Origin of the sequence: Enterobacter cloacae complex sp. P40C2 (assembly GCF_014930695.1) — a bacterium.
Classification (GTDB): domain Bacteria; phylum Pseudomonadota; class Gammaproteobacteria; order Enterobacterales; family Enterobacteriaceae; genus Enterobacter; species Enterobacter pasteurii.
Map to the genome: position 1 here is coordinate 113,758 of NZ_JADBRP010000011.1, position 13,964 is coordinate 127,721.

Sequence of the window (13,964 nt, forward strand, 5' to 3'; positions counted from 1 at the left end):
TGATAGTCACTTCCTGTTATATCGCTAATAATAATTTTACGTGTTTAAAGGCGTTTCAACAGGTAAAAACTCTTAAAGGAGGGGTCGGAATAATCTCAGACAAAGGTTGAACTGCGTCCATAATCCGGACGCAGCAGGATAATCAGGCCGTTTTTTTGACAATATCAACCGTCAGGCCGTCGTGCTGTAACTGCTGGCGATATTCATCGCGCAAGCGCTCATCCGTAATCACCCGGCTAAAGCGCGAGACAGGGCCCATCGTATAGGGATGCACGGCACCGAATTTAGAGCTGTCGGTAAGGACAATCGCCTCGCACTCTTTGGCGAGCACGGCGTTAACCACGTCTGAACGCATCATATCCCGGCCGGTAAAACCGGTGTCGGGCTGCCAGCCATCAATACCGATAAATGCCTTACTGAAGTGAACCTGCTGAACATACTGGCGCGTTAAGGGGCCCACCATGCTTTCGCTTTTCTTCTGATAAATGCCGCCCAGCAGAATCACCTCGCAGCGGGTCTCCTTCAGCAGATGGGCGATATAGCTGCTCACGGTGATGATGGTCACGTCTTTCTGCTCAGCAAGCGTGCGCGCCAGAAGGGCATTGCTGCTGCCATTTTCAATGAAGACGGTTTCACCGTTGTTCACTAAGGACGCGGCAAATTCCGCCAGCTCCCGCTTTAGCGCGTAGTTGTTCATCATGCGGGTTTCGACATCTTCGCTGTCCAGCGGCACGGCATATCCGTGCGCACGCCGCAGGTAGCTCTGTTTTTCCAGAAGATTAAGATCCTGACGGATGGTGACTTCAGAAACGCCGGTGGCTTTAGCGAGATCGACCACGCTTACGCGTCCCTGGTCGATGACCATCTGCAAAATAATTTGTTGTCGGGAATTCATAGCATCCATTTAAAAGACAAGGGCGGAAACGGCGTGGTTACACTTCCCACGGGGCTTTTGGTTGCGCAGATTCTGGTGCGTCGTCAGCGCCGTTCTGAGCCAGGAGTTCGGACTTGAGGATCTCAAGATTACGGATAGCAGAGTGATAATCGCCCGCGACGAGAATATTCAGCACGGTATCAATACGCTGTGCTACGGCTGCTGCATCAATGTTAGACATAATCTTACCCTGAAGCGAAATGTGAATATTATCAATGATGCAGAAAATTGCTTCAAAAGAGAAGGTAAAAAATGCAATTACCAAAGCACATAAATGAAAGTGATTAATTTTCACTGGTAGCCCGTCGTGCCGGCAACAACCCCTAAATGGAACGGCTGGTTATGCTGTCAAACCGCCATCAGGCGACGGGGTTACGCAGGGCCAGCTAGCGGACGTGCCGCGCCTGATAGCGCTTTAGCCATCGCTCGAACGCGGCAGCGGGCATGGGCTTAGCAAAAAGATAACCCTGCCGTTCGTTGACGCCGTTCTTCGTCAGAAAGGCGTCCTCTTTCGCGCTCTCCACGCCTTCGGCAATAACCTGTAAGTTTAACGCCTGCGCCACGGCGACAATCGCCCGCACCAGAGACTGTGAAATGGATTGCTTGTGAATATCCCGGACGAACGACTGATCGAGCTTAATCGCATCGATAGGGAAACGCGCCAGCTGCGACAGGGAAGAGTATCCCGTCCCGAAGTCATCCAGATGGATTTGCGCCCCCAGGCGGCTAAACTGCTGGATGAGCGAGAGCGCCAGCTCTTCATTTTCGATAAGGCAGCTTTCGGTTAGCTCCACGTCAATCGGGCAATATTCAAAATTCAGATCCTTCAGCGCCTGTTTTAAGTCGCTGAATATAGTCTGGTCCGCCAGCTGACGGGCAGAGACGTTGACCGCGACGCGCAGGTTAATACCCTTGTCGCGCCACTTTGCCACCTGCCGCACTACGTCCAGCATCACCCAGCGGCCAAGGGGCACAATCAGTCCTGACTCTTCAGCGTAGGAGATAAACTCCATCGGCGGGATCAGGCCACGCTCTGGCGACTGCCAGCGCACCAGCGCCTCGAGGCTCCTGACTTCGCCGCGCCATGTCATCTTGGGCTGGTAGTGGATCAGCAGCTGATCGTTATCCAGCGCCTTACGCAGGTTGGTATCCAGCCAGAGATATTCAAATACGCGCTGGTTCATCTCTGGCGAGAATACGCAGAATTTACCCCGGCCATTTTCTTTGGCGGTATACATGGCGGTGTCGGCATTGCGAATGACGCTTTCGCGATCGTTACCGTGCTGGGGCGCAAGCGCGATACCAAGCGAGCAGCCCGTATACACCTCAATCAAGCCAATGCGGAAAGGCTGGCGCAGGCGGGTCAGGATACGCGACGCCATGGCTTCCAGCGCGCCCTGTGACGTATCGGTGGCCATCACGATAAACTCATCCCCGCCGAGGCGCGCCAGCGTTTGCGCTTTATCCAGGCAGCTCAGGATCGCCAGCGCAACGGCCTGAAGCAGCTGGTCGCCAAACATGTGGCCATACGCGTCGTTTACCTTTTTGAAGTTATCCAGATCGAGATAGACCACACCCACCTGTCCGTCACCACGGGCGCTGATGGCATCGGAGATCAGCTCATGAATGGCGTTACGGTTTGGCAATCCGGTAATGGTATCCGTATTGGCGAGAACGCGCAGCCGCTCCTGGGCACGACGCTCTTCCGTGATGTCGGTGCCCGAACAGATAAGGAAGATTTCATTTTTCCCGCTGCCGCTGTGAACAAACTTATTTCTGAACAGAAACAAGCGCTGGCCCTTGCGGGTCTTGATCCAGCGTTCGACTTCGTACGAACTGCCGTTACGAAAAAAACCGGCAATATTGCGTTTCGATGCGGCGGCCTCGCTGCGGCTCATAAACAGTTTAAACACGTTTTGCCCGATAACTTCCTGCTCCTTCAGGCCCGTATACTCTTCGCTTAAGCGATTGAAGCGCTGGATATTCCCGTTCTGGTCGAGGATGACAATGACGGAGTTAGCCTCGGACACCACCTGTTCGGCGAAGGAGAGTCCCTGCGCCAGATCGCGCGCCACGGAAGGCGTGTCGTTCCATGCTGATGCCGTTCCCGCCCACTCGCTTTTGTTAATTTTACGGCCCACCAGATGAACGGGGACTTCAACACCGTACAGCGGCAGGGTCATGGCAATGCTGGAGGTGATCACGGTTAGCTGGCGAATCAGATCGGCCTGTTCATCATCCAGCGCAACAGCCTGGATAATGTCGGTGTTTTCACTTGCGGCAAGATGCAGAGCATTGCTGTCTGCTGTTAATCGCCACCAGGGGCTATGGGTACCCATGTAACGAAACAGCAGGTTCTGCTCCAGATCGTCCATCCCGTTTTCTCCCGCGGCAGCTGAGTAGCGCACAAATTATTCATTTGCAGTCGACTATGACGGCTCTTTTTACTGTAGATAACTCTGGCGAAATGTGGCGGCGGGATACGGAAAATTGTGAGATAAAACGATGGTTTTGCGGGAAATAAAGCGGGAGAGAAATATCGGCCATTTACCAATAAAATGGCCGATATGTTAAGCGATTATCAGGCAACCGGGCGCGCGATAATGCTGCGGGTTTCCATGCGGACTTCAGCGATGTTTACATCAATCACGTCTGTGACCTTATAAACCGTTTCGCCTTTAATTTGCACGGTACCGTTTTCCTGGCTGCAAACCAGCTCGTCCCGAACGGCATGCAGGAACGGGGCAGGAATAAAGGCAACGGCGCCGTTATCCACAAGACGCACGCGCATACCGCCGCGGCTAACGTCGATGATTTCAGCCGGGAAGCGAGCGTCTGTTCCTGCTTTATCATTCAGGAAACGCGCGTACAGCCAGTCGCCAACGTCGCGTTCCGCCATGCGGTTCAGACGGCGGCGCTCTGCCATCTGAAGCGTGGTGTCGTCCTGTGGACGGGCAATAGCTTCACCTTTAATGATTGCTTTAAGCAGACGGTGGTTAACCATGTCGCCGTACTTACGGATAGGTGAAGTCCAGGTCGCGTACGCCTCAAGGCCGAGACCGAAGTGCGGGCCTGGCTCCGTGCTGATTTCCGCAAAGGACTGGAAGCGGCGAATGCGGCTGTCGAGGAAGCCTGACGGCTGTGCGTCCAGCTCGCGGCGCAGCTTGCAGAAGCCTGGCAGGGTCAGCACCTCTTCCGGGTCGACGTGTACGTCATGGGTTTTGAGCAGGGCGGCCAGCGCTTCGGTGTTCGCCGGGTCAAATCCGGTGTGCACGTTGTAAATGCCAAAGCCTAACCTGTCGCGCAGCACGCGTGCGGCGCAAATGTTGGCGGAGATCATCGCTTCTTCAACGATACGGTTGGCAATACGGCGTGGCTCGGCGACGATGTTCAGCACTTCGCCTTTTTCACCCAGCACAAAGCGGTAGTCCGGGCGATCCTTAAATACCAGTGCGTGGGTCTGGCGCCACTCACTGCGGCTCTGGCAGACGCGGTGCAGCAGACGAATTTGCGCAGCAATATTTTCGGATTCAGGCTTCCAGCTGCCGGTATTTTCCAGCCAGTCGGACACGCTGTCATAAGCCAGTTTGGCTTTGGATTCGATGGTGGCGGCGAAGAATTCGATATCGTCTTCAATTGTTCCATCCGCCGCGATTGTCATGCGGCAGGCCAGCACCGGACGCACTTCATGCGGGCGCAGCGAGCAGAGATCGTCAGAGAGTTCGCGCGGCAGCATTGGGATGTTGAAGCCCGGCAGGTAGTTAGTGAACGAACGCACTTTGGCCATCTCGTCCAGCTTGCTGCCTTCAACGATCCACGCGGTAGGGTCGGCAATGGCGACGGTGAGATGCAGTTTGCCATCCGCTGCCTCTTCGGCGTACAGCGCGTCGTCCATATCCTCGGTGCTGGCGCTGTCGATGGTGACAAAGTCCAGGGCCGTCAAATCGCGACGCTCAAGACCTTCGTCCTGCATTTCGGTCGCTACGCCATCCGGCGCTTCTTTTTCGAGGTTATGGCGCGCCAGCGTCACCCACCATGGAACGAAATGGTCGTCGCCAAAGGTGATGAACTGGGTCAGCTCGGCGTAGAAACCGCGATCGCCTTTTAAAGGATGACGGCGCATTTCGGCAACCGCCCAGTCACCCTCGACAAAGTCATGCTCAACGCCACGCGCGGCGCGGCAAGGGATGGCATCTTTCAGGAGAGGATGATCCGGTACGATAGAAAGACGATCGTCTTTTTTATGCACTTTCCCGACAAAACGCGTCAGGAAAGGTTCGATCAGTGCTTCCGGCTCGGCAGACTCACGCTCCTTTTCGGTATGAATAACGGCCGAAATGCGGTCGCCATGCATCACTTTCTTCATCTGAGGGGGTGGAATGAAGTAGCTCTTCTGTCCGTCAACTTCAAGAAAGCCAAAGCCCTTTTCCGTGGCTTTTACGACCCCTTCTGCACGCGGCGTCTGGGAATGCAGTTGCTGTTTAAGCTGCGCTAGCAGCGGGTTGTCCTGAAACATAATGTTCTATTTTCGTAGCCATTGAGCGGCTGACAGTTTTACGCGATTCTCACTGCTACAGCAAGCGCTCTTTAGGTAAAGCGTGTGGTTATTCCTCTTTGCCAAGCGCCACGCGCAGACGGTCCAGCCAGCCATTAAATGCGCCGCGGGTTAACAGATTAATTGCCTTGCCCGGCGGGATTCCGGCCTCCGTGAGAGGCGTTAGCTGGGCGGCGCTAAAACGATCGGGAGACGTAAGCAGCAGCGCATGGGCGGCCGAGAGCGATGCAGACGGCTGGGCTTCGCTTTGTGGATGGTTAACCAGTATCTCACCCGTCAGATTCAGCAGCATCGGCTCGTGGCACAGAACCGGCGTGAGCGCTGCAAGCGCCGGTTCGGCCTGCCAGCGCGAGAGCGCCTCAAGCTGAACCGCACTGGCATATTTTAGTTCGACTACGGGCTGGGTGGCGGTCCATCGGGTAAAGCTCAGCGGTAGCGTATGGGGCTGAATGTGGTGTCCCGGCAGCCAGCGTACCGGATGGCCAAGCAGCGCCTGAAACACCGCGACCGCCCGCGCCTGGAATCCGGTAAAGCCGATGATCTGGTTGATAAGCACAATGTCATACGTTGTCAGCCCCACCTCATCAAGCTGGGTTTGCGCTTTGTCGTCAATGACGTCAGGAGAGCTCGCCAGCTGGCGGGCATACTGGGTGATCTCTGCCAGGCGTCGATTGCTTTCGCGGGAGGAGTCGGGGCCTGGAAGCGGCGCGAGCAGGGCGGCATAGTGGTTACAGAGCCGCTGTACGCCGCACGCCTGGGCAACCGTCAACGCCGTGCTCAGCCTGTCGTAGGCGCTAAGCGTGTGCAGACGGTTCACGGGAGTATCAAGCGGGAATAAGAGGTGGTACAAGGTTCGGGCTGGCGTAAGCCACCCACAACAGCTTGCGGCAATGTCGTCAGGCAGGGCTAAATCGAGCAAAAAACGATCGTCGACGTTAGCGGCTTCGGGCACCAGAGGCAGAACGTCCGTCTGCGAATGATTCGACTGGGTTTCATGATACCAGTGGCCTTTGCCGGAAAAACGGCGTTGTTCCATGGGCGTTCCTTGATCTCAAAATGGCGATCAATATCCTGGCGTAAGGCGGATGAGGGGAAAAATATTGTTAGGTGATAACAAATAGCAGAACGGAATAACGAGGGGCGGGGGAGAACTCTCTTCCCTGGCGGGAAGAGAGTGGCAGGCTTATTTGATTTCCAGCTCGTTCATGGCAGCGATGTTGAAACCGCCGTCAACGTGAACCACTTCGCCGGAGATACCCGCGGAAAGGTCAGAGCAGAGGAAGGCAGCAGAGTTACCCACGTCTTCGATGGTAACGGTACGACGAATCGGGGTAACCGCTTCGCAGTGTGCCAGCATTTTACGGAAATCTTTGATACCGGAGGCCGCCAGGGTACGGATTGGACCCGCAGAGATGGCGTTAACACGCACGCCTTCAGGACCCATGGCGTTCGCCATATAGCGTACGTTGGCTTCCAGAGACGCTTTCGCCAGACCCATGACGTTGTAGTTAGGGATAGCACGTTCAGCGCCCAGGTAGGACAGGGTCAGCAGTGCTGCGCCCGGGTTCAGCATCGCGCGGCAGGATTTTGCCATCGCCACGAAGCTGTAGGAGCTGATGTCGTGTGCGATTTTGAAGCCATCACGGGTAACCGCGTTAACGTAGTCGCCGTCCAGCTGGTCGCCAGGTGCGAAGCCGATGGAGTGAACGAAGCCGTCGAATTTCGGCCATGCTTTTGCCAGTTCAGCAAACATGCCGTCAATGCTTTCGTCTTGTGCAACGTCACATTCCAGAACAATGCTGGAACCCAGCTGCGCGGCAAATTCTTCAACACGGCCTTTCAGCTTGTCGTTCTGGTAGGTGAACGCCAGCTCAGCGCCTTCGCGATGCATAGCCTGTGCGATGCCGTATGCGATGGACAGTTTGCTGGCAACGCCAGTTACCAGAATGCGCTTACCGGAAAGAAAACCCATAGCTTTAATCCTTATATTCATTGCTTATTTTGCCTTGTAATTCATAGCGTTACAGGCAGTATTTCAAAATCATTCGAAATTAGCTCGAAATTATAGCCCACTCACAGCCCCTTGTGTCACGATATTTCTCGCTCATCTGCCGTGACCGGGGCGCCGGAAGGCCTTGAGCCGGCGCTTATTCACGCTGTTTCGTATGCATCTCAGCAGTATACCACCGCGCGTCGGGTTCGCCTCATCCAACCAGAGAGGGGAACGGCGCCGTCGCCTTCTCGACGCGCCCGGGGCGCTTTTGCGCAAAATGATCCGTTCAGCTGTCTCAACTCCCTAAAATTTACCGCGGGTCGGCACGCGTCAGGAATTTCATCCCTGTATACGCGTCTGCGGTGACCGACTGAAGTCAGGAAATATTCTGCACCTCGTTTGATGTGGATATTTTTCAAAGGGAGTTGTTAATGAAGAAAGAAGAAATGTACGAGTACGATGAAGATGATATCGACTCAATCGCCTGGTCCGTCGCATTTAGCGAATGGCTGGGAATGGACACATTACAGGATTGTGTTTTAACCAGAATATCAGAGAAGGAAAGAGAGAAATATGAAAGTAAGTTAGCCGAGTTCCGCCATTTCCTGCAGTACGCGTCAGGAGAAGAATATTTTTCGCGGTATCTAATACAAAATAAAGCGCAGCGCTAATTTTACCTTATACGGATATAGGGATTATATGCATGAGGATTGCACAGTTAATAGCTAAAACGTTAGTTGTCGGCACGTTTTACCTGCCTTGCGCGCCGGTGTCGGCCATGCTGCCAGCGGATGATAACCAGTACGACGCGCTGATTATTGAAGCGAGAAAGGGAAATACTCAGCCTGCATTAACCTGGTTTTCCGGCCATCAACGGCTTGATGAATCCCAGATTGCCGACTGGATGCAGATTGCCCTCTGGGCCGGTAAAGACAGCGAGGTTATCGACGTTTATTCCAGGCACCAGCATTACGCGCTGCCGGCGAGAGCCTGGGCCGCGCTGGCGGTAGCGTGGCGTAATAAACAGGAGTGGAAAAAAGCGCTCAATGCCTGGGACCGCATTTGCGATGACAGCCCGTACACGGCGGAGTTTTGCCGGGGAAGGGTGTTAACGCTGGCCGACAGCGGCGAGTATGCCGGTGCGCTCCGTGAGATCCGTCGGCTGCAGAAGAGAACGCCGGACAGCAAAAACTACCTGACTGAAGCCTATGTGCACAGGCTTGCCGGAAATTATCCTGATGAGTTACTCGCTATTACGAAGGCGATGCGCCTGTCACAGCATCCTGAAACGCTGGCTGATGCCTATCGCCAGGCGCTGGCGGATAACCAGCTGCCGTCAGCCGGGTTAAAGCACGTTCAGGCGCAGGGGAAAGAGCCTGATGCCCGCGAACGTGCGGACGCAGCGGCGGAGTTAGTCAGGCTCGCGTTTATGCCGACCCGCGGTGAAAAAGAGCGTTACGTCATCGCCGATCGGGCGTTGTCCCTTTACGACGGGATGATCGCCGAGTGGAAAGAGAAGCCGGAGCATGAGGCGGTGTATCGCCGTATTCGCTTCGACAGGCTGGGGGCGCTGCTGGCCCGCAGCCGCCATCAGGAGGTTATCGGGCAATACCAACAGATGAAACAGGAAGGTCTGGTGCTGCCGGAGTATGCCCAGTACTGGGTCGCGTCAGCGTTCCTCAAAACGGGCCAGCCCGACCGGGCTCAGGCGATGCTCTCCAGGCTGTTTTATCAGAATCCTCAGAAGGTTGATGATATTTCGGAGGAAGAGCGTGCCGACCTTTTTTACAGCCATCTGGAAAGTGAAAACTATCGCCCGGCAAAGCTGCTGACGAAACGCGTCGTTGATACCACGCCCGCCACCTGGTATCCGCGAGGATCGTCAGTGCCCGTGCCGAATGATAAGTGGCTTGAGGGGCAGCAGTACCGCTCCTCGCTTGCGATGTATGAACAGGATCTTGCCCGGGCGGAAGCGCTGACGCGTAGCCTATCGCAGGCGGCGCCGGGTAATCAGGGGCTCCTTATAGATCATGCGCGCGTGCTGCTTGCGCGTGGTCTGCCGAGGGCCGCAGAAGCGCGCTTAAAGCAGGCCGAACTGCTTGAGCCTTCCAGCGTTGCCCTGGAAACCGAACAGGCCTATGCCGCGCTGGATCTTCAGGAATGGCGACAGGCGGAGGAGCTGACAAAGGATGTAGCGCAACGCGCGCCCGACAACGCGGCGGTAAAGCAGCTCAGCAAGGCGTTTGCCACCCATGAGCGCGCAGAATTAAGGATGGGGGGGACGGTCAGCCTGGACTCTGATTCGCCTGATTCAGGGCGCCATGATGTTAACGTCAATACCACCCTTTATAGCCCGCCGCTTAACTATAACTGGCGTGGATTCGTCGGCTACGGCTTCTTTGACGGCCGTTTCCAGGAGGGGAAAGGCGTGGTTCGCGACGGGCTCATGGGGCTGGAATGGCGTTCGCGAGACCTGTGGGCAGAGGCTGAAGTCTCGGAGCGACATTTCAACGGCGACAGGAAAGTCGGAGCACGCCTTGCAGCCCGGGTTGATGTCAACGATAGCTGGCAGCTGGGCCTGGAAGGTGAACGCTTATCGCGTAACGCGCCGATGCGCGCCATGAAAAACGATATTACCGCGAACAGCGGTGGGGCGGAGGTACGCTGGTATCAGCATGAAAGCCGTCAGTACAGCGCCCGCTACCTGAAAACCGCTTTCTCTGACGGTAACCGCAGGAATGAATATTTCCTCAATGGTCAGGAACAGGTCTGGGCTTCGCCTGATATGAACCTGAGTATCCAGCCCGGCGTGTATTACGGCACCAACAGCCAGTCTGACACGCCTTACTTCAGCCCGGAAAAACGTCTCGACGTGATGGCAGGCGTGACGCTGGATCATCGGCTGTGGCGTCGGTATGAAAACAGCTGGACGCAGACCTTCAGCGCCGGTGCAGGTAATGCGTGGCAGCACGGCTATGGCAGCGGCCTTATCACCCATCTTGGCTACGGGCAACGCGTGTCCTGGCGCGACGGTGGTGAAGCCGGTGTGGCGATACGCTGGGATAAACGCCCCTATGACGGAAAGCAGGAACACAATCTGTCAGTTGATTTTAACGTGACCCTTCGATTCTGAGGCAACGTATGTTACGGAAAGGATTTCAAACATTACTCGTACTGCTCGGCATTATGCTCGTGGCAGCGTGCGTCGACGGGCGCGGGCCGGCCTATACCAGCCCGGCCCTGCGCGAAAAGTTACGCGCCGAGACGCCATGGCCGGCGAATGGCTTCGTGACGATTGCGTATCATGAGGTCGAAGATGGCGAAGCGGATCAGCGCTTTATGTCCGTGCGGACCTCTGCGCTGAAAGAGCAGTTTGCCTGGCTGCGCGCTAACGGCTATAGCCCGGTCAGCGTGGCGCAGATCCGTGAGGCACACCGTGGGGGAAAACCGCTCCCGGAAAAAGCGGTGCTGCTGTCCTTTGACGACGGATTCAGCAGCTTCTACACGCGCGTCTATCCGCTGCTCGTCGCCTATCAGTGGCCTGCTCTGTGGGCGCCGGTTGGGAGCTGGATCAACACCCCCGCCGGACAACCCGTGCAATACGGTGATGAGAAGATCGAGCGTGAACGCTTTGCGACCTGGCAACAGGTGCAGGAGCTCTCCCGTTCGCCGCTGGTAGAGATTGGCGGGCATACCTGGAACAGCCACTTTGGGACGCTTGCTAACCCGAGCGGCAGCATGCTTCCTGCCTTTGCGAATCGTCGGTTTATTCAGGACGGCCGTCGCTATGAAACCGAAACGGAATACCGGGCGCGGATACGGCGAGACGCGCAAACGCTGATAAGCCATGTAAAAGCACATACCGGCAAAGCACCTACGGCCTGGGTGTGGCCCTATGGCGCGGCGAACGGTACGGCGATTCAGGAGCTAAAGGCACTCGGGTTTGACATGTTTTTCACCCTGGAGGACGGGCTGTCAACGGCCACGCAGCTGGATGCAATTCCCCGTATCCTGATTAACGGCAACCCGACGCTGGAAGAGTTTGCGCTTCAGGTGACGGGGGTACAGGAGCAGCAGCTTCAGCGCGTGATGCATGTCGACCTGGACTACGTGTTTGATCCTGATGCCGGGCAGATGGAAAAAAATATCGATGCCCTTATTCAGAGAGTAAAAGACATGGGGATCACCACCGTATACCTCCAGGCCTTCGCGGATCCGGCGGGTGACGGTCTGGTTAAAGCGGTCTACTTCCCGAATCGATGGATGCCGGTAAAGGCCGATATTTTCAGCCGCGTTGCGTGGCAGCTGCGTACCCGGGCGAGCGTGGCCGTTTATGCCTGGATGCCCGTTCTGAGCTGGGAAATGGCGGAAACCTTAACCCGCGTGCATAGCCTGGAGACAGGGGATGAGGACGGCCCTCAGGTCAATCCCTCACAATATCGTCGCCTGTCGCCCTTCGACGATCGGGCAAGGCAGCGAATCGGTGAGGTGTATGAAGATCTGGCTGCGCACGCCTCTTTTGACGGCATTCTTTTTCACGATGACGCCGTGCTGTCCGATACGGAGGATGCCAGTCCCGCTGCGCTGGATGCTTACGAAAAAGCGGGCTTTGGACGTGATATTCGGGCCATTCGTGACGACCCAGAGCGGTTTGAGGCATGGACCCGCTTTAAAACCGAAACGCTCACCCGCTTCACGCTTGAGCTGGCGGATAAAGTAAAAGCGATCCGCGGCCCGGAAATCAAAACGGCGCGTAACCTGTATGCGTTGCCGTTGATTGAACCGCAAAGCGAAGCCTGGTTTGCGCAAAACACCAGCGACTTTCTCGCCCACTATGACTGGACGGCAGTGATGGCGATGCCCTACATGGAGGGAGTGAACGGTCGGGAGGGCGATAAATGGTTTAAAGCGCTTATTGCTCGTGTAGCAGCGTTACCCGACGGGAAAAATAAAATGATTATTGAGCTTCAGGCTCGCGACTGGCGTCCCGACGGCCAGCATCAACATATTGCATCCAGCAAGATTGCGCACTGGATGCGTATTATGCAGTTCTCCGGAATAAAACATTATGGTTATTACCCGGATGATTTTTTGAATAATCAGCCGAAGATAAATGTTATTCGGCCAGAATTCTCAACTAGCTGGTACCCTGAAGATGAATAATCGCTATTTCTCTATCGTTATTTTAATTCTGGTGTTGTGCATCCCAGTCGGTTTGACTCTACTGTTTTCCGCAGAGGTTATGCTGCGTTACGTCTTTTTCTGGCCGTTCTTTATGTCGATATTCTGGATAGCCGGCAGCGTATTTTTCTGGTTTTATCGCGAACGCCACTGGGCGTGGGGAAAGAATGCGCCGGCGCCCGGGCTCCGGGGCAATCCTTTAATTTCGATCGTCATTCCTTGTTTTAATGAATCGAAAAATATTCATGAGACCATTGCGGCGGCCATGTCCCAGCGGTATGACAATTTTGAAGTTATCGCGGTGAACGACGGGTCTTCGGACGATACGGGCTTTCAGCTTAATATGCTGGCTGAGCGTTTTCCCCGCCTGCGCGTTCTGCATCTGATGGAAAACCAGGGAAAAGCGATTGCGCTGAAAAGCGGTGCAGCCGCCGCAAAAGGTGAATTTCTGGTTTGCGTGGACGGCGACGCCTGTCTGGATCGTGACGCCGCAGCCTGGCTTGTTGCGCCTATGATTGATAACCCGCGCGTGGGGGCGGTCACCGGCAATCCGCGGATCCGAACTCGCTCAACGTTAATCGGTAAAGTTCAGGTCGGCGAGTTTTCTTCCATCATCGGTCTAATCAAGCGTACGCAACGGGTATATGGCCAGGTGTTTACCGTCTCTGGCGTCATTGCCGCGTTTCGCCGTAGCGCGCTGGCGGACGTCGGTTACTGGAGCGATGACATGATTACGGAAGACATTGATATCAGCTGGAAATTGCAGCTTCGCCGCTGGTCTGTGTTTTATGAGCCGCGTGCGCTGTGCTGGATTTTGATGCCAGAAACGCTACGGGGGCTGTGGAAGCAGCGCTTGCGCTGGGCGAAGGGAGGCGCAGAGGTATTCCTGAAAAATATGGGGTCGCTCTGGCGCTGGAAACACCGCCATATGTGGCCGCTGTTTGTGGAATATTGTGCTTCCACGGCCTGGGCATTCACCTGCCTGGTGAGCGGGCTGGTCATCCTGGTGGACGTCATCCAGAACGGTACGGCGGGCGGGCTGTCAATTTCTTCGGTATCGGAGAATGCCGGAGTGCTGCTCTGTAGCCTGTGCCTCGTGCAGTTCCTGGTAAGTATTATGATTGAATACCGGTATGAGCATAACGTCATCTCCACGCTGTTCTGGATCATCTGGTACCCAATCATCTTCTGGCTTATCAGCTTATTCACCACGCTTGTTGCATTTACGGCTGTGATGCTAAATCCCCGTAACGCGCGCGCGCGTTGGGTCAGTCCGGACCGCGGGATCGCAAGGGGATAAC

The 13,964-nt window shown here is 55.5% G+C and carries 10 protein-coding genes; 4 read left to right on the forward strand and 6 right to left on the reverse strand.

Translation table 11 applies throughout. The features are described 5' to 3' along the window. Positions 1-142 precede the first annotated feature (142 nt). From IM304_RS18125 to fabI, 6 genes are all read right to left on the reverse strand, one after another. Complete coding sequence (locus IM304_RS18125) at positions 143-895, reverse strand: DNA-binding transcriptional regulator YciT (RefSeq protein ID WP_148419672.1); 753 nt, start codon at positions 893-895, stop codon at positions 143-145. Between the two features lie 37 nt (positions 896-932). Further along, positions 933-1,115 carry a hypothetical protein gene (locus IM304_RS18130; protein ID WP_193355295.1) on the reverse strand — a complete coding sequence of 61 codons (183 nt, stop codon included), beginning with the start codon at positions 1,113-1,115 and terminating at the stop codon, positions 933-935. 205 nt (positions 1,116-1,320) lie between these two features. Next, positions 1,321-3,309: a cyclic di-GMP phosphodiesterase gene (gene pdeR / locus IM304_RS18135; protein ID WP_193355331.1), complete on the reverse strand. Its 1,989-nt coding sequence runs from the start codon at positions 3,307-3,309 to the stop codon at positions 1,321-1,323. A 206-nt stretch (positions 3,310-3,515) separates the two neighbouring features. After that, a complete protein-coding gene (locus IM304_RS18140) occupies positions 3,516-5,450 on the reverse strand; it encodes an exoribonuclease II (RefSeq protein WP_148419674.1) in 1,935 nt (644 codons plus the stop codon). 88 nt (positions 5,451-5,538) lie between these two features. Next, positions 5,539-6,525 (reverse strand): CMD domain-containing protein, encoded by a 987-nt coding sequence (locus tag IM304_RS18145; RefSeq protein ID WP_193355294.1) that lies wholly within the window; start codon positions 6,523-6,525, stop codon positions 5,539-5,541. 147 nt (positions 6,526-6,672) lie between these two features. Beyond that, on the reverse strand, positions 6,673-7,461 hold the full coding sequence (gene fabI, locus IM304_RS18150) for an enoyl-ACP reductase FabI (protein ID WP_003856831.1): 789 nt from the start codon (positions 7,459-7,461) through the stop codon (positions 6,673-6,675). A gap of 452 nt (positions 7,462-7,913) precedes the next feature. Here fabI and IM304_RS18155 point away from each other — a divergent pair, with 452 nt between their 5' ends. From IM304_RS18155 to pgaC, 4 genes are read left to right on the forward strand one after another with little or no spacing between them, the layout of a single operon-like run. Continuing rightward, positions 7,914-8,153 (forward strand): hypothetical protein, encoded by a 240-nt coding sequence (locus IM304_RS18155; RefSeq protein WP_148419676.1) that lies wholly within the window; start codon positions 7,914-7,916, stop codon positions 8,151-8,153. Positions 8,154-8,185: 32 nt separating this feature from the next. Continuing rightward, positions 8,186-10,615: a poly-beta-1,6 N-acetyl-D-glucosamine export porin PgaA gene (gene pgaA / locus IM304_RS18160; RefSeq protein ID WP_193355293.1), complete on the forward strand. Its 2,430-nt coding sequence runs from the start codon at positions 8,186-8,188 to the stop codon at positions 10,613-10,615. Positions 10,616-10,623: 8 nt separating this feature from the next. Then, positions 10,624-12,645, forward strand: coding sequence for a poly-beta-1,6-N-acetyl-D-glucosamine N-deacetylase PgaB (gene pgaB / locus IM304_RS18165; RefSeq protein WP_148419678.1), 2,022 nt, complete (start codon positions 10,624-10,626; stop codon positions 12,643-12,645). Next, a complete protein-coding gene (gene pgaC, locus IM304_RS18170) occupies positions 12,638-13,963 on the forward strand; it encodes a poly-beta-1,6-N-acetyl-D-glucosamine synthase (protein ID WP_193355292.1) in 1,326 nt (441 codons plus the stop codon). The genes pgaB and pgaC overlap by 8 nt, the downstream gene beginning before the upstream one ends. The last annotated feature ends 1 nt before the right edge of the window (position 13,964 follow it).